19 protein-coding genes are annotated in these 20,608 nt (G+C 52.7%); 3 read left to right on the forward strand and 16 right to left on the reverse strand.

The features are described 5' to 3' along the window. Positions 1 to 279: 279 nt before the first annotated feature. From BMY01_RS12265 to BMY01_RS12285, 5 genes are read right to left on the reverse strand one after another with little or no spacing between them, the layout of a single operon-like run. The gene (locus tag BMY01_RS12265; RefSeq protein ID WP_074747729.1) at positions 280 to 1,131 is read right to left on the reverse strand and encodes a formate/nitrite transporter family protein; all 852 of its coding nucleotides are present in this window, start codon (positions 1,129 to 1,131) and stop codon (positions 280 to 282) included. A 37-nt stretch (positions 1,132 to 1,168) separates the two neighbouring features. Continuing rightward, a complete protein-coding gene (locus BMY01_RS12270) occupies positions 1,169 to 1,792 on the reverse strand; it encodes a hypothetical protein (RefSeq protein WP_074747732.1) in 624 nt (207 codons plus the stop codon). Continuing rightward, complete coding sequence (locus BMY01_RS12275; RefSeq protein ID WP_074747735.1) at positions 1,789 to 2,403, reverse strand: SCO family protein; 615 nt, start codon at positions 2,401 to 2,403, stop codon at positions 1,789 to 1,791. The genes BMY01_RS12270 and BMY01_RS12275 overlap by 4 nt, the downstream gene beginning before the upstream one ends. A 30-nt stretch (positions 2,404 to 2,433) precedes the next feature. Beyond that, positions 2,434 to 3,921, reverse strand: coding sequence for a cbb3-type cytochrome c oxidase subunit I (locus tag BMY01_RS12280; protein WP_074747738.1), 1,488 nt, complete (start codon positions 3,919 to 3,921; stop codon positions 2,434 to 2,436). A 12-nt stretch (positions 3,922 to 3,933) separates the two neighbouring features. Next, on the reverse strand, positions 3,934 to 4,461 hold the full coding sequence (locus BMY01_RS12285) for a cupredoxin domain-containing protein (protein WP_081353914.1): 528 nt from the start codon (positions 4,459 to 4,461) through the stop codon (positions 3,934 to 3,936). A gap of 49 nt (positions 4,462 to 4,510) precedes the next feature. On the opposite strand from BMY01_RS12285, the gene BMY01_RS17490 reads away from it, so the two are divergent. Beyond that, on the forward strand, positions 4,511 to 4,900 hold the full coding sequence (locus tag BMY01_RS17490; RefSeq protein WP_139176911.1) for a hypothetical protein: 390 nt from the start codon (positions 4,511 to 4,513) through the stop codon (positions 4,898 to 4,900). Positions 4,901 to 5,106: 206 nt separating this feature from the next. Here BMY01_RS17490 and BMY01_RS12290 read toward each other — a convergent pair whose 3' ends face one another. Next, positions 5,107 to 5,418 (reverse strand): hypothetical protein, encoded by a 312-nt coding sequence (locus tag BMY01_RS12290; protein ID WP_368086242.1) that lies wholly within the window; start codon positions 5,416 to 5,418, stop codon positions 5,107 to 5,109. A 10-nt stretch (positions 5,419 to 5,428) separates the two neighbouring features. On the opposite strand from BMY01_RS12290, the gene BMY01_RS12295 reads away from it, so the two are divergent. Then, on the forward strand, positions 5,429 to 5,635 hold the full coding sequence (locus BMY01_RS12295) for a hypothetical protein (protein WP_074747747.1): 207 nt from the start codon (positions 5,429 to 5,431) through the stop codon (positions 5,633 to 5,635). 110 nt (positions 5,636 to 5,745) lie between these two features. Here the strand turns inward: BMY01_RS12295 and BMY01_RS12300 are convergent, their stop codons facing one another. The 10 genes from BMY01_RS12300 to BMY01_RS12345 all read right to left on the reverse strand — a co-directional run bounded on the left by BMY01_RS12300 (position 5,746) and on the right by BMY01_RS12345 (position 18,542). Continuing rightward, positions 5,746 to 7,635 carry an asparagine synthetase B family protein gene (locus tag BMY01_RS12300; protein ID WP_074747750.1) on the reverse strand — a complete coding sequence of 630 codons (1,890 nt, stop codon included), beginning with the start codon at positions 7,633 to 7,635 and terminating at the stop codon, positions 5,746 to 5,748. Between the two features lie 129 nt (positions 7,636 to 7,764). Continuing rightward, complete coding sequence (locus tag BMY01_RS12305; RefSeq protein WP_074747753.1) at positions 7,765 to 8,997, reverse strand: pyridoxal-dependent decarboxylase, exosortase A system-associated; 1,233 nt, start codon at positions 8,995 to 8,997, stop codon at positions 7,765 to 7,767. Next, positions 8,994 to 10,589, reverse strand: coding sequence for an acyl-CoA ligase (AMP-forming), exosortase A system-associated (locus BMY01_RS12310; RefSeq protein ID WP_074747756.1), 1,596 nt, complete (start codon positions 10,587 to 10,589; stop codon positions 8,994 to 8,996). The genes BMY01_RS12305 and BMY01_RS12310 overlap by 4 nt, the downstream gene beginning before the upstream one ends. Positions 10,590 to 10,643: 54 nt before the next feature. Then, positions 10,644 to 11,993 carry a PEP-CTERM-box response regulator transcription factor gene (prsR, locus tag BMY01_RS12315; protein ID WP_074747759.1) on the reverse strand — a complete coding sequence of 450 codons (1,350 nt, stop codon included), beginning with the start codon at positions 11,991 to 11,993 and terminating at the stop codon, positions 10,644 to 10,646. 45 nt (positions 11,994 to 12,038) lie between these two features. Next, on the reverse strand, positions 12,039 to 14,120 hold the full coding sequence (prsK, locus tag BMY01_RS12320) for an XrtA/PEP-CTERM system histidine kinase PrsK (RefSeq protein WP_074747762.1): 2,082 nt from the start codon (positions 14,118 to 14,120) through the stop codon (positions 12,039 to 12,041). A gap of 22 nt (positions 14,121 to 14,142) precedes the next feature. Beyond that, positions 14,143 to 15,552 (reverse strand): TIGR03013 family XrtA/PEP-CTERM system glycosyltransferase, encoded by a 1,410-nt coding sequence (locus BMY01_RS12325; RefSeq protein WP_074747765.1) that lies wholly within the window; start codon positions 15,550 to 15,552, stop codon positions 14,143 to 14,145. Between the two features lie 589 nt (positions 15,553 to 16,141). After that, positions 16,142 to 16,807 carry a LuxR C-terminal-related transcriptional regulator gene (locus BMY01_RS12330; RefSeq protein ID WP_254772733.1) on the reverse strand — a complete coding sequence of 222 codons (666 nt, stop codon included), beginning with the start codon at positions 16,805 to 16,807 and terminating at the stop codon, positions 16,142 to 16,144. Between the two features lie 27 nt (positions 16,808 to 16,834). Further along, positions 16,835 to 17,320, reverse strand: a complete 486-nt coding sequence (locus BMY01_RS12335) for an ANTAR domain-containing protein (protein ID WP_074747768.1) — start codon at positions 17,318 to 17,320, stop codon at positions 16,835 to 16,837. Between the two features lie 78 nt (positions 17,321 to 17,398). After that, a complete protein-coding gene (locus tag BMY01_RS12340; protein ID WP_074747771.1) occupies positions 17,399 to 18,199 on the reverse strand; it encodes a S1 family peptidase in 801 nt (266 codons plus the stop codon). Positions 18,200 to 18,284: 85 nt separating this feature from the next. Next, positions 18,285 to 18,542 carry a DUF2024 family protein gene (locus tag BMY01_RS12345; RefSeq protein WP_074747774.1) on the reverse strand — a complete coding sequence of 86 codons (258 nt, stop codon included), beginning with the start codon at positions 18,540 to 18,542 and terminating at the stop codon, positions 18,285 to 18,287. A 331-nt stretch (positions 18,543 to 18,873) separates the two neighbouring features. Here BMY01_RS12345 and BMY01_RS12350 point away from each other — a divergent pair, with 331 nt between their 5' ends. Then, positions 18,874 to 20,553, forward strand: coding sequence for an OprO/OprP family phosphate-selective porin (locus tag BMY01_RS12350; RefSeq protein ID WP_074747777.1), 1,680 nt, complete (start codon positions 18,874 to 18,876; stop codon positions 20,551 to 20,553). The last annotated feature ends 55 nt before the right edge of the window (positions 20,554 to 20,608 follow it).

The following is a 20,608-nucleotide window of genomic DNA, read 5'->3' on the forward strand; positions in this document are numbered from 1 at the left end:
ACAGCACCCCACACGCAAGCGTAACCAGCCTCAGCCAAGGCTTCATTAACATCTGCTTCTCTCCTTTACTCCGTAATGATGTTGTTGTGTCTGGATACCGCGTCACCGCATCCATTCCGATACGGCCTTCCCTCGCTACACATATCCATGTCTCAGTCAAAATCCCGCGCAATTCCCGGGCCAGACTAAAACAGCGCGTAGCCTAACTGGACAGATACCCTGTGTCAAGGAAATTGAGCATCGCGACGCCAGGCGCCGCGACGTTTCAGAGATATTTCTTTAAGGCGCCGTGCGCGTCGCGCCGCTCACCGGCTTTTCTTCTGTGGTGGCAGGATAAGGAGCAGACTTGTTGACATAATGCAACACCATGCCTGTCAATACTGCACCCCCCACGATATTACCGAGCGTTACCGGAATCTGGTTCCAGAACAGCCATTGCCCGACAGTGATGTCAGCGCCCAGGAGAATGGCCGTGGGCATGACAAACATGTTTACGATGGAGTGCTCGAAGGCCAAGGCAAAAAAGGTTGAAACCGGCAACCAGATAGCGACCACCTTGCCAGTAGCGGAGGTGGAAATCATGCCCAGGATGGTACCCATCGCCACCATCCAGTTGCACAATATGCCTTTGACGAAGGCGGTCACCCAGCCGTTCGCGCCCGCGTGCTCATATACCAATGTTTTGGATTTGGCTACGGCGATGATCTTTTCCCCAAGTGCACCATGCCCCTCGACAAACGCTTCGGTTAAGGCGATAGCGAGCAGAAACCCGACAAAGACGCAGCCGAAAAAATTCCCGATATATACCCAGGTCCAGTTACGGAACAGTTTATCGAGTGTGGTTTTACCCCGCAGCACGCCGACGGGCAGCACTGCAAAATTACCTGTGGCAAGCTCCATGCCGAGCAATATGATCATGGCAAAACCGACCGGGAAGACGGCGCCGGAAACGAGTGCACCAACGTTTTCAGGAAGACCGGCGGAAACCTTGAACGCAAGGGCAGTGCCATACGCCAGAAGCGCGCCCGACATGAAGCCTTTGACCAACATCGTGCCCACGTCCAGTCCCGCCTTTTTCTTGCTGGCAGCTTCCACCTCTTCCATGAGTTTCAATGGCGGATGATAGTCCATACTTTTCTCTCAATTCTCCTAACGGAAAGTTTACGATTTATGCGAATGTTCGGCCTGACCCGCTTTGATCGGGTTTATCCGGGCCCACACCGCCACCTACTAGCAAAGTCCCGAGCCACCAAAAGAAAAGCAGCACCGAAGCTATGACCATATACCACCCGGCATTCTCCTGATCATTCACCAGGTAACTGTTGCAGACACGCACAGGTGCAACAATATATAACCATCCGAGTACCGCCAGCATACTGAAAAAATTGGTCCAGACAAAGCCCCGGCCAATAAGGGTGAGGCGCCTCCAGGCCAAAACCAGAGGAAAGCCAACGAGAAATGGTAGGCTTAGAAATTTTGCCGCTTCGGCCCATGGATCTGTCAATGCCGCATCCAGTGCCCGAGGAAGCATCCAGTAACTTGAAGCAAACAAGGCCGCTATTACACAAGGCCAAGCGCCACCGAGCCGGATCAGGAGAGAGTCCTGCATACGCCCAGGTACCAGGCGGGCAGCAATGATTCCGATTACTACAAGCAAAGGCATCTGCACCAGCATATGCCTGCTCATGGAGGCTTCCAGCCAGTCTCGTGCAATAGGTGTGGCAAGGAGCAGGTAGAACACTCCAAGCGCAAGCGCGCTTCTGCCGGAATAATGAGATAGGGTTCCAATCATAGCAACGCTACGACTTGCTCGGCGAATGGGACCGCTTTATCGATATCGCTGATCAGCCTGAGTCTTCCATCCCGCCCAACGAGATGGAGAGCGGTGTTATGCTCGAATCCGCCAAACTGGTCTGGTATCACGATAATGCCAAACGCATCCAGCAGCGATTGAAGCTCCGCCTTATTCCGTACTCTTGCGATACGCCAGATCTCGCCGTCGGCCCCATAGGCTTCGCCATACTTCTTCAAATTGGCGGGAGCGTCGTGCTCAGGATCAAAGCTGATGCTAAGCAGGGCAAAATCGCGCCCCAACGACTCCTCTGGTATCAGGTCCCGAATCTGCTTGAAGATCATGCCCATGCTCCGACACAAGGTGGTGCAGCGCGTGAAGATGAAGTCTACCGCAAGCAACTTGCCCTGGTAATCTTTCAGGTGAAAGATTTTTCCGTTCTGATCTTCAAGTGTAACATCTGGCAGCGCACGCGGAGAGCGAAGTATTTCCACGCGCCTTGCCGTTTCGGCCGTAAATGCCGTGAACCCGTCAGTACCCCACCAAAAAACCCATGTGCCCAGCGAAGTCACCAGCGCTGAAATAAGTACGCTGCGTTTTGCCAGGCTCATGGGTTATGTCACGCCCTTACCATGTAGATGTCATGTAGCCATACTTCGCGCAAGAGAGGCACGTTGATAATCGCGACTTGCCAGCCCCAACCGCGTAAGAAAGCGGAAAATGAATACTAGCACAGAAGCGATCAGCAGCATTGCGAAATATGAAGCAATTTTGTCGTAAGGCACCCATTCCGGAAGATGCTCGGCGTAGCGGCGCGCCGCGCTGATTTTCCCGGAATAGAGGAAGCTCATCGTGAAACCCATCGTGCCGATAACGAATCCCCAGAAAGCAGCGACGTCAAGGGCGCTATCCGGCGCATTCTCGTTCGGCTTGCCAAGGTAATACATGAACCCGAAGACCATCGCAACCATGCCGAGCAACAGATAGGTATGGAAGTGTCCCGGCACCCACAACGTGTTGTGCATGACATAGTTGACCGTGATGGTGCCGTCGATGAACGCGGGCATGGCGCCGACTGCCCAACCGAAGAGCGACACGAACAGCAGTCGTGAGCACATATCCCAGCGAATACCCGAGCGGTACACGATCATCATGGCGCCATAACCCGTCACGATCAGGATCGGGAAGGTATTGAGATAGCCGATGATGTGACCCATGATCAGGAACCACTTGGGATAGGCATAATCCATCAACAGGTGGTGCGGGAAGATGAACATGACCATTATTGTGGAAGCGGTCCAGGAGGCAAGAAACACCTTGTTCGACTTCCAGGGACGTTGCGTATAGCGCGGCAGAATTTCATAGACCGCGATCACAGCCATGTAGATAACGGCATTGATGAATACGTGTCCGAAGAAGTAGATCATGCCCTTGGCCAGCAGCGCATCGATTTCGAAAGTCGGAACGTAAACATTGATCAGCATCATCACCAGGATGCTGGCGCCTACCACCAGGCCAATCAGATTAACGATAGTGACCATGGTGCTGGCAACCACAGCCGGCGGCGGCGCGTTACCGTCATCAGGACCGAAAAGCTGTGGCCAGCCAAGTCCGCGACCCAGACCACCGTAGCGGCTGATGATGGCGCGAGCGATATCCAGATGCAGCAGCACGAAACCAACGCCGATGACCAGCAATCCTCCCATGAACAGCGCAGCGGCTCCCGGACTCCACATGCCCATGGAAGTGGTTGGCAATGGGAAGAGGAAGGTCCAGGCGGCGTGGAAATCGCCAAGCAGGACACTCGCCAAGATCATGACGACACCTGTCAGAAACAGGATCAGGTTGGCCATGAATATACCTGTCGACAGATCGACATACTGGCGCAGAAAATGCCACATGATGGCCGCCCCGGCCAGCGCGACGATACCCACCATTCCGGCACCGTGCAACGTCATGATTTTATAAAACCAGAGTGCCCCGATGGAGATCATTTGCGCCTGCTCCATCCTCATAAGCAGGCCGAAAAGCATCATCAGTAGCAATACTACACAGGAGATGACCAGATAGGCCAGCACCCCCGCCTTGGCTCCCTGATCGGGAACCGGGGTATAAGTATAAGTTGCCATGCTTATTCCTTTTTAAGATTTGCCAACTTTGATTTCGGTCATCATATTGTGATGAGCAACACCGCAATACTCCATGCACAATACCCGGTAGGTACCCTCCTTGGGGAAGGTGATGTGGATTACGTTGGTGTAGCCGGGCATTGCCTGGGCTTGCGCAATCAGACGCAAGTCAGAATCATAAATGCCGAAGCCATGGTTCACGTCGGCGCTGGTGACACGTATGTCGACCGGCTGGTTGGGCTCGACCTGGTCGCGGTCCATTTCCCAGTACCACATATGACCGGTAACATTGATAACCTGGGCAGGACCGCTACTGGCCACGGCCTTGGGACTGTAAGGCAAGCCCATCAGGTTGTAGATCATCGCCGGGAAGAAGACCAGCGCGACCGCCCAGAACAATTTGGTGCGAAAACTGTATGCACGCTTCACCAGCGGCCCATATTCTTCTTCGCGCTTTCCAGAATTGATGGCGACGAACACGACACCAAACGTGATCATCAGCATCAATACAAGGGAAACCTGCCACGCGGTTTCTTGCATTATATTCTCCTTCTTTCTGTATATTTCATCTTTAATGCCCAGTTAAATCATGGAATATCGGCCGACAGGGAGCCCGGGTGCATACGATGATCTTGGCGCGATTGAAAATGTGCTCTTTTCAGATGATTTTCCAGATTGCATGAGAATCCGTTCAGGAACACAGACAATCCCGCTGAAACGTTCACACAGCCACGATGCATCCGAAACTATTCATACTCACTTTATTCCGATTAGGAATCGACGTATTTGGCATTCATCAGAATATTCTACCGGTCGATACCGTCAGAAAAAAGATAAAGAAAATTATCGAATAGCTGAGCCTGCAATCTCCACGCCTTTTACCTCTGACCCCGCACTTTTTACCTCTTGTCGTGGCCTATCATGCGGTTGTATGCAGGCGAAAAAAGCAGTATTTCCAAACTTCTTTCGCGACCATTGAACAGCTGACTTGAACCGTTCCACCCCTCTTGCCGGAAATAATCCTTTCCGATCCCACACCAACAATATCATACCTGCAATACCCATACTTGCTACGCTGGTATGCATATTGATTACTGCGTGAGGGCTGGAGTATGCTGGATGAAGAGTTCGATGTCAAGCGCGACATATAGACGGTCCAAATCCGTAACCATAGGAAATGTAGGGTTAAATTCTCTCGAAAGAGGCCATGGGCAATGCGATTTCAATCGCTGCAAGAGTCTTTTCCGGGCCTTGACGCGACCCCTTTCCATCTTTCAGCCGCCCCCAGGTATGGTACTTTTCCACTCGATACAGCAGATGGAAAGGCAAGTGAGGGCGTCTCCATTCACTTGCCGCATGTTTGCCGGCCTCCGGCCAGGTCGGATAAGTATGAATGGTGCCCAGTATCCTGTTAAACCCAGACCACTGTTTCATTGCCAGCACGAATTCCGCCAGCAGGTCGCCGGCGCGTCCGGATACGATCATTACGCCCAGGATATGATCTTACATGATAGCCATCATTTGCCTGCCGGGTACAGGGATTTTGGCTGGAAATCTGGTTGATGCGGGTGAAGGGATGTTCGAGGAGATAGAGATCGAAGCGAGGCACAATGCGATATCCCGCGGAGCAAGCCGTCAGGGCAGGGAGTATTCAGGAGTGCGTGCTCTCTTATTCCGCACTTCTTGTGCCTGCAATCCTCCTGTCTGCGAATAGTGCTGGTGAAAGTTCGCAATCTCAGGCATCCAGACTATGATCGGAAGACGTACAGGAGAAGCGTTTCGTGCCTGGAAACGCAGCTGATCGTCTGTTACTTATCCCGGTTCTTATGCCTGAGAATGTATTGCACTTCGAGAGCTCTGTCGCTGCCTGTACCATTGCTCCAGCATCATCAGCACCCATACCATGGTGCCGTGATATCCGGCATGCTCCTCCAGGTGCTGCTGCAGCAGCTTCTCGATAAAGTCACCGCGGATGATATTTCTCGATTTGAGATCGCTCAGGCTATCCCATGCCAAGTCCTGCAGGTTTTTGTGGGTTTGAAGCCACACTCCGAAAGGTAACCCGAAACCATGTTTTTGCTTGGCAATAATATCGTCCGGCAAAAATCCTCGTAGGGCTTCCTTGAAGAAGTAGCGCAACTTCGTCCCCTTGAGCTTCAGGTGAGGTTCGAGCCGCAGGGAAAAAGCAACGATCTCATCGCTGATAAGCGGAAACGCAACGTCCATTCCCGCCAACTCGCATGCCTTGGCGACCTTGGGCAAGTCATTATCGGCGAGCGTGAATTTGCGATCAAATGCAAGCATTTGATTAATCAAGCTTTTAGCATCATTCTCATGATAGGTCTCGTCCAGCAGACGGGCCGGATAACCCGGATTTACCGCCTCGAGAAATTCAGGGGTAAAGATAGCGCCACGTCCGTAACGTTCAAGAAGATTGTAGGTCTCGGTGCGCGCGGGCATGGGGATGGAGGCCTGCTCGACATAACTGCGCGCTTTCCGTATCAAGGGAAACGTCCCTACACCCGGAAGACCAAAAACAACCGGTTCGATGAGTCCCTTGCGCAATAACAAAGGAGTCTGCTCATACAGCGAGAAAATGTGTTGTTTGGCATAACGTACGTTACCGCCAAAAAGCTCATCACCCCCATCTCCGCCGAGCATTCTGCTGAGGCCGTCGGACTTTGCCATCTGCGCGCAGTAGTAGGCGGGTAACGCGGAAGAGTTGCCGAAGGGCTGATCGAATACCGCTGCAACCTGGGGAATGGCGGAGACGATATCCTCCGGTGTAACGTAGTACTCCTGATGACGGGTGCCAAAATGCCTGGCTGCGATCCGGGCATATCCCATTTCATCATAACCCATTGCATCGAAACCAATGGAATAGGTGCGTGCCGGTTGTCCGCTCACCTCACCCAATATCCCGGCAATCGTCGAACTGTCGGTTCCGCCACTGAGAAAAGCCCCTGTTTCGTCATCGCCAATAGCGGTCCGCACACTGGAATGCAATACTTCCAGAAACTCCTGCTTGAGTTCCTGGAAAGGGCGTCTTTCATCTTCCCGAAACCGCATCTCCCAGTATTTTTCAGTCTTGATGCCGCCCTTACTGTAGACGAGATATTCGCCCGGCAGAAGGCGTTTCTGCCCCTGATAAATGGTGTCAGGACTAGGCACCATATGAAAGTAGATGTAGTTATACAGACTCTGGGGGTCGATTTCCGACCTGATCGAAGGATGCAGGCGGATGGCATCTGATGAAGAGGCAAATACCAAGCCTCCAGCCAGAGCCTGATAGGAGAGTGGGTAAGTGCCCATGCGATCTGTCGCCAGAACGACCTCATTCGCATTTTCATCGACAATACAGCATGCAAACGCACCGTTCAGGCTCTCGAAAATCTTTGCGCCTCTTCCGTCTCCTCCACTCCTTCCCCGCCAATTTTCAGCCAGCGTTTTCGCTATGCCTTCGCGTTGCGCCTGTTCATCCAGGCGGGGTTCCAGAAAATTTCCCCGCCCCCACAACGCCGCAAGAAGCCCATCCCTCTGATAAATGTGAGCGCGTCCCTCCGGAGCGGCGGTTGCTAAAGCACTATTCCCGCTCGCACACGCGTGCAACTTACAACTGTCAAACCGTACGAGCGGGCCCGCCATTTGCCGAACCAGCACCAGGTTTTCAGTAACAGAATGGCCATATCCCAGCCAGCCGCCTAGTCCACTCACAGGAATTCTCCACGTTTTCTTGGCATTGTGCTTCTCGTTATCTGATGAATTCTTTGTGGATTATTTGCTTTTTGCCGTCCTCTTGGTCAAAAGGCATAACGATCCTCATGCATGGCAGTGCTGAATCTGCTAGACCAGCACTTCCATGGGTGGCGGATGACTAAGAAACGCGGTAGGACTGGCGGTCAAGCCGTATGCGCCGGATTGGAACACGACGATAAGATCGCCTGCTTCCGCCCTGCTCATCTCCATGCGATCGGCCAGAAGATCCAGCGGTGTGCAAAGCGGTCCCACCACCGAAACAACTTCTCTGTCGGTTCCCTGTACCCGATTTCCCACTACGACCGGGTAATTCTTGCGTATCACCTGACCGAAATTGCCGGAAGCCGCCAGATGATGATGCAATCCTCCATCCGTGATCAGGAATATCTGCCCTCTGGATTCCTTGCGTTCGAGCACCCGACAAACGTAGATACCCGCCTCTGCCACGAGGTATCGACCGAGCTCGATGACGATGCGCGCCTCCGGTAGCGCCTCTCTCACTCCGGGTATGAGGCGCCGCAGATTCTCGCCAACCGCCGCCAGATCCAACGCTTCATCCCCGGGAAAATAAGGCGTACCGAAACCGCCGCCTATGTTCAGCATGCGGACGGGAGCGGGAGCATGTTTCGCGAGCGCAATGCCCAACTGGAAGGTCTTTTCATGCGCTTCCTGCAGGGCGGTCACTCTCAGGTTCTGAGAGCCGCTGAAAATATGAAATCCTTCGAAATCGAGCCCCAGTCTTCCCAGTCGGGCCAGCATGGCAGGAACGCGTTCGGCATCCACTCCAAACTGCTTGGGACCACCGCCCATTTTCATGCTGGATGATTTAAGTTCAAAATCCGGATTGACGCGAACAGCCACTTTTGGGCGAACCCCAAGATAATCACCCAGGGTGGCGATTCGCTCCATTTCCTGTTCGGATTCCATGTTGAGAACGATGCCGGCGGCAATGGCGCAGGAAAGTTCGCTGTCGCTCTTGCCCGGGCCGGCGAAGCTGATTTCACCGGGTGGCATAGGGGTATCGAGCGCAACCTTCATTTCTCCCGCAGAAGCGACGTCCAATCCATCCACCAACCGAGCCATATGCTGCACGACAGCCGGCATAGGATTGGCTTTCATCGCATAGTGCAAGTGAATTTCCGCAGGCAGATGCTGGCGCAGGAACGCCACGCGATCCGTCAGCCTTTGCCGGTCATACGCGTAGAAAGGTGTCTTTCCCGCGCGCTGCACCAGGCGTGTGAGAGACAGCCCTCCGATCTCGAGGCAATCATCGTTTATGGAAAATTGAATGGGGGCGTGTCTTGGCCGAGAATCCGTCATGCGCCAGGTTCCATGAAAATATCGTGCAATTCCTGAGCGAGCCGCTTGCGATCGATCTTGCCATTGGGGTTGCGCGGCAAACTGCCCTCTCTGTACTCGATCCGGCTGGGCAGCATGAAGGCGGGGAGATGAGTCTTGCACGCAGCGAGCAACGCATCGTCGGCAGCCTTCAAACCCGCCCTGGGGGTCGCAATCAGGACAATAGCATGACCCAGCACAGGGTGGGGCACTCCCACCGCGGCGACTTCTCCCACCAGTTCCGTGCCATAAACGACTTCTTCGACCTCTGTCGGACTGACACGATAACCGGATGTCTTGATCATTTCATCGCGACGACCGATAAAATAAAGAAAGCCTGCTTCATCCATACGAACCGTATCTCCCGACCATACTGCCAGTTCGGGGATAGTCAGACCCGGCTCCCGGCAAGGAACGGGCTTGAAGCGCTCACCGGTTTTTTCCTTGTCATTCCAATACCCCATGGAAACAAGAGGACCTCTATGCACCAGTTCGCCCGGTTCGCCGGGAGCGCAAGGCGACCCGTCCTCCCGTACCACCAGCACCTCAGCGTTAGGGATGGCTTTGCCGATGGAGTCCGGACGGGTATCGACTTCTTCAGGCGGAAGAAAGGTGGAGCGGAAGGCTTCGGTAAGCCCATACATGAGAAACACGGCGGCATTGGGTAACACATTGCGCAGCAGATCAAGCGTCGCCCGCGGCATCGCCCCGCCAGAATTGGTGATATAACGTAACGGAATATCCTTCGGCCAGCTTAATTGCGCCAGTTGAATCCACAGAGGCGGAACCGCCGCCAGCCCGGTAATCTTTTCTTCCTTCAATGCATCGATGATATCGCGCGGGAGCAGATAGTTCATCAGAACACCAGTCGCTCCGACGCGAAACGCGGTAGTAAGCTGGCTCAGTCCGTAATCGAAACTGAGCGGCAACACGGACAGAATACGGTCGTCCGGACTGTTCTTCAGATATTGAGATACGCTTGCCGCGCCGGCTACGAGATTACGATGGGAAAGAACGACTCCTTTCGGCTTGCCCGTGCTTCCTGAGGTGTAGAGGATAGCAGCCATGTCAGCATCGGTGGCATGGTGCAGAACTGCCCGCCCATCGGGTTTGCCGGCGGTGACAACTTCATTCCAGGATACGACAGTCAGACCGGGAACAGACGTAGCGGCTTCTGCCCGATCGGTTACGATCACCGCATGGAGGTCATGACACTGAGGCAGCACTTCGACCAGCAACTTCAACCGCTCGGCTGAAGTCACGAGAATTCTTACGTTACAGTCGCGCAGGATGTAGACCACCTGTTCCGGTTTCAGAAGCGGATTGACTGGCACGAAGGCGCCTCCCGCAGCCGCTGCACCAAACAGACTCGTCACTGCCTCTATGCGTTTCTCCAGGTAGACGGCGACACGCTCGCCTCGATCCAACCCCAGTGCCAGCAGACACTCTCGCACCAAGCCGATTTCGCGCGCAAGATCAGCGTAGCTCAGTCTGTTTCGCTGGTAAACCAGCGCTTCCTTATCTGAAAAACGATTGGCAGATTCGAAAACGAGATCCTGGATAAGGTGCGTCATTGGAAGCAAGCCTGTTGACTGTAATTTTGATATGAAATACGCGTCTGCATGGTATTACTTCAAACCGTGGCGATTCATCAGATCATAAATGGTGGGACGGCTGACGCCCAGTAATTCAGCCGCCTTCACCACGTTCCCATCCACTCTCGCCAATGCTTTCATCAGCGCATTGCATTCTGCCTTGTCCCTTATCTGGCGAAGATTGATAGGCTCAGCTGCGCTTGTGCCGTATAGGCCGAGATCATCCGCGCCGATTACCGAGCCCTCTGCCATGATGACTGCGCGCCTGATACAGTTCTCCATTTCACGCACGTTGCCCGGCCACGAATGACTTTCAATGGCAGCCAGCGCTTCCTGGCTGAAATTCAGAGAGGAACGTTTCTCCTGCATGCAAAACTTGTTCTTGAAATGATGGGCAAGCAGCGCGGCATCCCCCACCCGCTGTCGCAAGGGAGGAATGGTTATCACGATTTCACTCAAGCGGTAATACAAATCTTCGCGAAAACGTCCATCCTCGATCAGTTTCTTGAGATTCTGATGAGTGGCGCATACCACGCGCACGTCCACGGGTATTTCCTTCCGACCCCCTATTCGCTCGATCACCCTTTCCTGCAAAAAACGGAGAAGCTTTGCCTGCAAGGGCATGGGCAGATCGCCCACTTCGTCAAGAAAAAAAGTGCCTTCGTGCGCGAGCTCGATTTTTCCGGGCGTCTGCTTGACGGCTCCCGTATAAGCACCCTTTTCATAGCCGAATAATTCACTTTCCAGCAACGACTCCGGGATGGCTGCACAATTAATGGCCATGAAGCGTTTCTCCCGCCTGGCGCTCAACTGATGCAGCGCCCGCGCCAGAATTTCCTTGCCGGTACCACTCTCACCCAGCAGTATAACTGTAGCATCCGAGGGTGCGACTTTTTCTACGTTGCGGCATACCTTGCTCAAAACGGGATCGCGGGTTATGAGGCCGCTGATGGGAGAGTTCATCTGGGCCTGCAACAGCTTGCGATTCTCCTGCTGCAGAGCATAGAGATAGTATGCCCGTTCTATCACCAAGCTCAGGATATTGGGATCAAAAGGCTTCTGATGAAAGTCGTAAGCCCCCGCAGCGATGGCCTTAAGCGCATTTCCATGGTCCTGATTCCCGGTGAGGACAATCACCTTCGTATCCGGCACGAGTTCAAGTATCTGTTCCAACGTAGCCAGGCCTTCCGAAGCACCATCCACATCGGGAGGAAGCCCCAGGTCCATGGTAACAACGGCGGGCTCATGCCGTCTGACCAGAGCAAGCGCGCTTTCGCGGTCGCTTGCCACCAACACCTCATAAGCATCGAAGCTCCAGCGCAATTGGCGTTGCAATCCGGGATCATCCTCGATTACCAACAGACTCTTCTTATCCTGACTCATTCAGTCCTCTTATTACCGGCATTACGGTCCCTCGAATTCATTAAATCAGCCGGCCTTCTGAATGCCCCCAGTCCGCACTCCATAAAGAGGCAGAATGATCCGGAAAATCGTACCATTCGAGGCGCTGCTGCTGACTTCCACCTCTCCGCCCAATTCGGAAACGTACTCCCTGCTTTCAAAAACACCTATTCCCATGCCTGCCGACTTGGTGGATTCAAAAGGTTTGAACAGCTTTTCACGAATGAATTTCTCGCTCATGCCATGTCCTGTGTCTTTTATTTCTATTACGGCAAAATCATTCTTTCGCATTAGCCGAACCCATACTTGTCCATTGCGTGCAGTGGCTTCAATTGCATTTTGAATGAGATGGCCAACTACGCGCTCCAGGCGTGCAGCGTTTGCATATACGGAAAGATCGGGATCCAGTATCTCGAGAACAGGTTTGAGCTCGGTAATGGATTTGCTTTTCACCACCTCCTGCAGCAACTCGGCAATAACGAGGGGAGCGGGCTTCTCCGGCGAATCACCACTGCTCAATTTTTCCAGGAGACGCCTCATCTTTTGCACTGAGAGATATACGGTTTCTATCATGTCCTGTTGAAATTCAGGATTTTTCCTGTGCTTTTCGGCATTCGAGAGCAAGAGGGACAACTGCGAAACGAGATTCTTCAGATCATGCACGACGAAAGTCGACATCCGGTTGAAAGACTCGAATTGGCGCGCAACCATCAGGGCATTCGCGGCCTCGTGCTGCGCCAGATAGCTTGCTGCCTGCTTCCCGGCGACCTTGAGCAGATCGCTTACTTCCCAGTTCAGCTTGACCTTGCTCCGCGGTTGGACCAGCACTACGAAGCCGAACAATTTTCGATGCTGAATCAGCGGCACGACCAGCCATGCCTTGGAAATTGCGTGCAGCCATTGGGGCAGAGGAATTGCGTACTTTTCGGGACCTGCTGCGTATTCTCCCAGATCGATTACCCACTCCTTGTTTTCCAGAAATTGACAGAAGGGGCTGCTTGAGGACTCCACCCCGCCTACCGGCGGTATATTCAAATGCGCCACGGGTTCAAAGCTCCCCGATTCCTTTCGGATCCACAAGCTTCCGCCCGGGCTTTCCACCAGTTGCGCCAGAGCCTGGATTACGCGCTCCTCCAGCCCCTGCTCGCCTTCAGCGAGAGTGCGGGTAAAATGCAGCCATTCTTCCCGATAGTCATAGTTGTAACTGAAAAAATGCTTACTGATGAAGACCCTGAGCCAGGAGCGCAGCGTTCCGGAGAATAGCACCGCCAGAAGAAGAACGATTGCGCCAAACAGGAAACTGACCTGCATGACCGTACCCCAGCTTCCTCCGAAAAATCGAAGGTAGTAGCCGGTGGCCGCCATTGCCAGCAAATAAGCGGCAGCGCCGAACAGCGCAGCTGAATAGAAGAGAATTCGGCGGGACACGGCGATCCCCAGCGACCAGTCGGGATTGCGCGCTGCAGAAACTGCGATAAGCGGAACGACCAGAGCATTGATTATTCCACGTGCTGCCCATATCTCGGGATTGATCTGCTTGAGAAGCAAAGCATCGCTGTAGAGATAAAAATCGTAAGCAAAGATACCGCCGATGCCGAGACACGCAAACTTTATGCCCCATCGTTGTCGCAGAGGGGTGTTACGATAAACCTGCTCGACGAGAATCATACCCAGTATGGCCATGGCAAGACTTCCGACCATATTGCTCGTGAAGTCAGCCGTTGCGTGGAACGCATGGTCATCCTTCCCGTGCGAATACGCCGTTACAAACAGACAACCGGTGTATAGCAACGCAATGGCCGTAAGAGCCGGGGAAGTTTTTGCACCGGAGGAATTTTTTTCCTGCTGATGAAGTCCCAGCAGCACGATCAGAAAACCTGTCCATCCAGCATTTCTCAGAATCTCCAGCACATCCAATGAAAGGGAAAGAGGAGCATTCTGGTTTGCCTGATAAGCAAAGAAGGCAGCCCACAGTACCGAAAGCAGGCACGCGACAAGGAGCATCATGCCATGCAGCCGCCCTCGCCAGCTTGTAAGCAGGAGCGCGGCCAAGACCAGATGCGCCATTCCAGCCATTGCATAGCTGGCGGTGGCTATCGTCGCCAGCATCTCGGACTAGAGTTCCTCAAAATCATCTTCCACCCTTGCCTAACAGGACAACCTCGATGGTTTCTATCAGGATAATGACATCAAGGAACAAACTGTGGTTCTTCACATAGTAGAGATCGTACTGAAGCTTTTCGATCGCGTCTTCCACTGAGGCCCCATATTGATAGCGAACTTGCGCCCATCCCGTTATTCCCGGTTTTACGCTGTGCCTGACGTTGTAATAGGGAATTTCCGCAATCAACTGGTTCACGAAATAAGGTCTCTCCGGACGTGGCCCGACGAAGCTCATATCCCCGTTAAGCACGTTGAATATCTGGGGAAGCTCATCAATCCTCAGTTTGCGGATAATTCTACCGACACGTGTCACTCGCGGATCATTTGTCAGCGCCCACTGCGGCTTTCCTCCCTTCTCGGCATCATTCCGCATGCTGCGAAATTTGGCGACCATAAAGGTCTTACCGCCCTTTCCTACCCTTTCCTGGCGGTAAAAAATCGGACTGCCATCCTCCAGAAGAATACAAAGCGCAGTGACGACCATGACGGGTAACGTAATAATCAACAGTATGCTGCTCGCAACCACATCGAAAACACGCTTGATGGCGGTTCGGAGAAGGCTCTGATCGAATCCTCCGCCAAAAATCAGCCAACTTGGGTAAAGGGAATTCACGCGGATCTTGCCTTGCTCACGCTCGAAAAAAGCGGCTGAATCGGTAACCTTGACACCGTTCAGCTTGCATTCCAGCAAATCCTGTATCGGGAAGCATCCCCCTCTCCGTTCCTGGATCGCGATGATGATCTCCCTCACCTTGAGACGATTCACCAGGGACATCAGGGAATCCACTCTGGGCAATACCGAGGAGGCCGGGACCTGCAGTTCTTCATCGGCCAGGGGAACGAAACCGACGATCTTCAGGCTCCTGTGTCTGGAACCATCTTTCGCCCGATCGACAAACTCTCTGGCCCTTCCGCCTATTCCCAGCACAACGGCCTGGGATTCGAGAAGCCGCAGGCTCGACCATTTAAGAAAAGCGGCGCGCGTCATGAGAATGCCGGAAAAGGCAAGGAGCATTACCAGTCCCAATATGCCTCGCCCGAGATAGAGATCGGGCAGCAGATAGAATATCAGGGTCATGATCCCGAATCCGGCCAGTAAGGATGGCATCAGGCGGAACAGGGTATCCTTCATATCCAGTCGCGAATCGAGCTGATACAGTCCCATCGCGGCCATACACAGGATCATGACAAAAGCAAAGGTGCCAGCTTCCGCAAAGATGCCAGCTTCCGGAAGCAGGGAAGAGAGAGAAAATGGCTCAACGTAGTTAAAAAAACGAAGGCCTGTTCCAAGATATACTACGAACATCAGTACGAATACTTCCGCACCGATGAGCAGGACTACTGTTCTTGATATGTAATGATTAGAAATACGAAACAATTTTTACCCCTCATCCTGTGCCGCAATGGGCAAGACAGCTCGCGCTGCCTCTTTCAGCCGTCTCTTTCCTTTTGTCGAACCGAAATCTGGCAGAGAGATTTCAGGTCCGACACGTGCGAAAAATTTTCTGCCGAATTAAACGCACTGCTTAAAGTACTGCTGGGCCGCCCATTCAATTCTCCAATGCCAGTAGCGGCGCATGGCGCCATTCCTGCCCTCACAAGTACCTAACTTCCTAGATTATATGAGACATTCTTCGAATGAGTATCCGTTTTCCGAACTGGATCGCTACATCATATCAATTTCTACAGCAGGGACAATTGGACTTTAGTACGTCGAGAGCCGGATAGGAACGTCGTAGGGCACTGCGCAGTCATTCCGCATCAAACACTGCGAAAACATGGAAAGGAGAAGTGGAAGAGAAACCAGCAGGAACCAGAGGTGAAAAAGGATATTGGGGTTGAAGTATTGGACGGATTATTGGCTATTGAACGAAATCGTATTTTGAATACGCTAGCGAACCTTCCAGGGTTTCATGCTGAAGAAGGTTGGGTAATGTCAGGGAAGCCCGGCCGCAGATGCGAAACACTCAATGGCTCATTTTCGAGGAATCCCCGGGGTAGATGGATCCTTTGACAATCAAAGCCAACTTGAGCCGGTCCGCAATATCCAGCTTGCGAAAGACTTCCGTCAGGTGAGCTTTTACCGTGCGCTCCGTAATATCCAACCGGCGGGCAATCTGCTTGTTCGATTCACCGTTTCCCACAAGCGTTGCAATTTCATATTCACGTTGAGTCAAATTGGCAAGCAGCTCTCCAACCGCCTGTTTGATTTTGGTCTTTTCCTGGGTGATCGTAACAAGCTCATTCAGCAGATGCCAGCTGAGTGTTCTTCGGATCCAGAGTTCGCCGCGCTGCACCGCTGTCACCACACTGTGTAGCTGCTCTCCATCGATATCGCGCCGGCAAACTCCCTTGACACCGGTTCTGAACAACGCCCACTCAGCCTCGTCCGGAAGGGAGTGACTCAAGACTATCACTTTAGCCTCCGGGTGCAATTTTATAAGCGCCGAAATTCCACTTGGGACATTCAATTGCGGCAAGTCATAATCCAGCAGCAGAACTGAAGGCTTTAAACGAGCCAGTTCAACCTTGAGAGATTCAAGATTGGTCGAGCAGAATATCGGAGACAGGGTGCGCACCCCCTGCTCCCAATGATACAGATCGTCCTGAGAAGCGCTAGCCAGCAGGATCAAGGAGTTCTCCCGGAAAAAAACGAGTCATCAGTGCAGCACTCTATCCATTATTTTGCCCAGCATCTGCCGTGTCACCCAGATTTCGCCACGATCCACGACACGAACAGCCTTCAAAAAATAAAAAGGATCAGCCTCGTGGCTCAGACAACCGCGCGCCCCATTCGCCAGGGCCTGGATGATCTGCTCCTCCTGAACTGATTTATCGGTCAGCAGCAACACGAGCGTTTCGGGGCATGTCCGGTGTAAAGTTTCCAGCAGCGCGCATTCCCTTTCAATGGATAAATCGAGATTGACAAAAAGAATACGCGGTTTGAGTTGGGTAATCCTGGCAACTACATCTTCAGTTGATACAGGGTTTTTATGAGGCTCAGGCTCATGGGCTGCAGGAATGCCATCCCGGTCGGACATCACATCTGTCAACACCTCGATACCCGACCCTTCCTGCAAAGACTGTTCCAATTTCGAACGCCTGCCGGCGTCAGTGTCCGCTATTGCCACGGTAACGGTTTGCATTGTTTCTCCTTCCAATTACTTCTCAATATCCAAAAATCAGTCGAGATTGCGGGTATGAGCAGGTTTTCAATCACGTCTTTACTCCGGTTCGATGCGACGCAGCAGTTCCTGGATATAGGTCGCAGGGATAGCATAAGTTATGCCGCTCGGATTGCTGAGCGCCGCCTCCTTCTTCCCCTTTACGAATACCATGTTGATTACCCCGTAGACTACCCCGGACTCGGGATCATAAAGCGGACTCCCGCTATTGCCCGGATAAGCAGTGCCGTCGAGCTGAAAAACCGCATAAATGGGCTTTTGTAACTGGTTGATCATCTTGGCGTCGAGTTGCCGCGAATTATGGGCGGGCAAAATAATCGGCGTGATGGATGAAACCATGGCACGATGGGTAACCGGGTAAAACCCAAGGACCATCCCGATCGGGAAACCGGTGAAAGCCAAGTTCTGCCCTTCACGCACCTTGCGCGCATCTCCCAGTTCCATGGCTGGCAGAGCCTCGCCGGAAATTCTGAGTACCGCCAGATCGTGCTCCTTGTCGATTGCAGCAATATTGGCAGACCTGAGTTCGCCCTGTCTTCCCTTGCCGGTAATGACGGTATATGACTCATGATTGGCAACATCCAGCCCCTCGGGAACAACATGAGCATTCGTAACCACATGGAGGCCATCATTCAATACAAAACCGGTTCCGAGGAAATTCAGAGCGGGCGAACGTGTTTTCTGGAAAGTACCCACCCCTACGATCGAGGGCTTGACACGTTCAATGGTTTTGACAAGATCGCTACCCCAGAGCGGGGTAACGAACATGAGCGCCAAAACGCTGAGGTATTGAACAGAGCCGATGTGGAGAACCAGCAAGGCTTTGCGGATGCGTATCATCCCTCGAATTCATTTACAACTTCAACCGATCCCCTGAGACCTCCTCCAATTTCTTCCTGGATTATTCGCGCAGCAGCCCGCAGGCTCACCTGCATCCTTCCATCTTGTAGATGAAGTAACCATCCTTGTTGATTGCTTCCTCAACATTGGCAGGAGCCTTTTCGCTGTGGCAGAACCTGCACTCCCTGCTGCTAACCGTTGCATCGCCTTCGCCAACAGAAGTCAGCCACTGCTTCGCATACTCGATCGCTTTCTTATCGTCTCTCGTGTTTGTGAACACGTCAAAGTGCATCGTGCGGCCATCCTTGGCTTTCACCCAAGTATCATATACATGCATTTCCATAAGCTTTCCTCTTCGATGGTTTCAAGTCTTACCTGAGTTGGTAATTCAATAACAGCACATAGACTATCACGGCAAAAGAAAAAGTGAAATGTAGCGCATGCCGAGCCATTGCTTTTCTATGTCAATTCATTATGTTGCCCCTGTCTGCGACCGCCCTCCGGTTCAAAGCAATGCACGATTGACATAACGTCAAACACTTTTCGGGCGCGTCGACCTAGGCCGAAATCATCAAGTTTGTCATAAAACTGTGACAAAACTGCAATGAAACGGACATCTGCCGGAATTATTCTCCCCTCGGTTTTTATCAAACATCCGAAAAGAGAATAGACCGATGAAATTACGCAAGCTTACACTGGCACTCGCTACCGCCCTGGGTTCAAGCTTATCGTCCGCAGCTTTCGCCCTTGATCTTTATGTCGATACCAAAACCGAGCAAATTTATGCGAAACCTGCACCCGGACGTGTGCATATCGGTTCTTTTGTGAGAGAAGGGGATTCTCCGTCTAAAACTGTGGACAAAGCTGATAAAACCGTTGAAGCATCAAAGGACCGATCAGATGGCCAGACAGCAGAAAGGGCAGCCGAAAAAACAGATCCGGCAGAACTGATGGCGGCCCGTAGAGACATCGAAATGAAGGCGAAGATGCGGGAAGCGCGTCTCGTCAGCGACATGGCATCACTGGAAGAGCGGGTCAAGCAAACTGAAAAAACCAAGATGAAGTATGGACCTGGATTGCATTTTGAAAGTGCTGATGGCAACTTTACTGCCGCGATCGATGGACGCCTGCAAGCCGACTCGCAATACAACATTACCAATGACGTCCTACCGCCCGCGCCCAATGATCGTCCCTATGAACTGAACAGTGGTGCCAATATCCGGCGTGCACGTCTCGGTGTTGAAGGTACTGTTTTCAAAAAGTGGGATTATAAATTCGAGTACGATTTCAGCCGCGGAAACGGAGCAGTGACGTCAGGCATAACCGATGCCTTTATCCGTTATAACTTCGATAATCCCCTGTCAATCAAAGTCGGTTCATTCAAGGAGCCATTCAGCCTGGAAGAAGCCACCAGTAACCGGTTTCTGACGTTCATCGAACGGAACATGGCCGTGAACACATTTGTCGACAATCCCAACGTCTACAAGACCGGGATAGGCGTCAACTATGCCGTCCCCCGTTGGCAAACCGGGATCTCCTTCCAGACCGAGCCGGTGGGCAGTTGGTCGAGCGCCTCCACGTCGATCAATCCCAATGGCAATAATAGCCGTAATAACGGTTCGGGCGACACCAGTTGGGAAGGGGTAGGCCGAATTTCCGGCAGGCCCTGGATGGAAAGCGAGACCAAGTTCTGGCATGTAGGAGCGTCAGCAGCATACACCAGGGTCAACACGCAGTACGAAGGAGACGGTGACTTCGCCAACGGGGGGATGAGCTTCGGGTCTTTCCCCGCTGCCAACGTTGACCGAACCAACGTGCTGAACACGAGCAACCTGAGCATCGGCAACAAGAACGACCCAGCCTCACGCCGGATAGAAAGCTTCAATCGGTGGGGTGCGGAAACTGCCTTGGTCTATGGCCCGTTCTCCGCGCAGGGAGAGTACCTGCGAACCGATATAAACGGTCATGGTTATAGCGGAGAATCCCTGTTCGGCTTCTACGGTTACTTAAGCTACTTCCTGACCGGCGAATCCCGTGTTTACCACGTCAAGAATGGAGCATGGAACAGAATAAAACCGCTCCAGACTTTTCAGCTCAATGGCCCGGGTTGGGGAGCCTGGGAAATTGCCGCAGGGTACGATTACATGAATATGAACGACGGAGTCATCAGGGGTGGAAAAGCCGATCTCATCAAGTTCGGTCTGAACTGGTATCCTCACTCACATGTTCGCGTCATGACCAATTATGTTCACGTCCTAGATGTAAATACGGCGGGAGTGACGGATCGCCGCAGTGCCGGCTTTAACAATGCCAATCTCGATATGTGGTTGACACGCTTTCAGGTAGATTTTTAACGCTACCGGGAGATACGGTGGCTTAAAAGCGCACGGCAGATTGCGAACATTTCCA

This window comes from Nitrosospira multiformis, from assembly GCF_900110185.1.
In the GTDB taxonomy this organism is placed as follows: Bacteria; Pseudomonadota; Gammaproteobacteria; order Burkholderiales; family Nitrosomonadaceae; genus Nitrosospira; species Nitrosospira multiformis_A.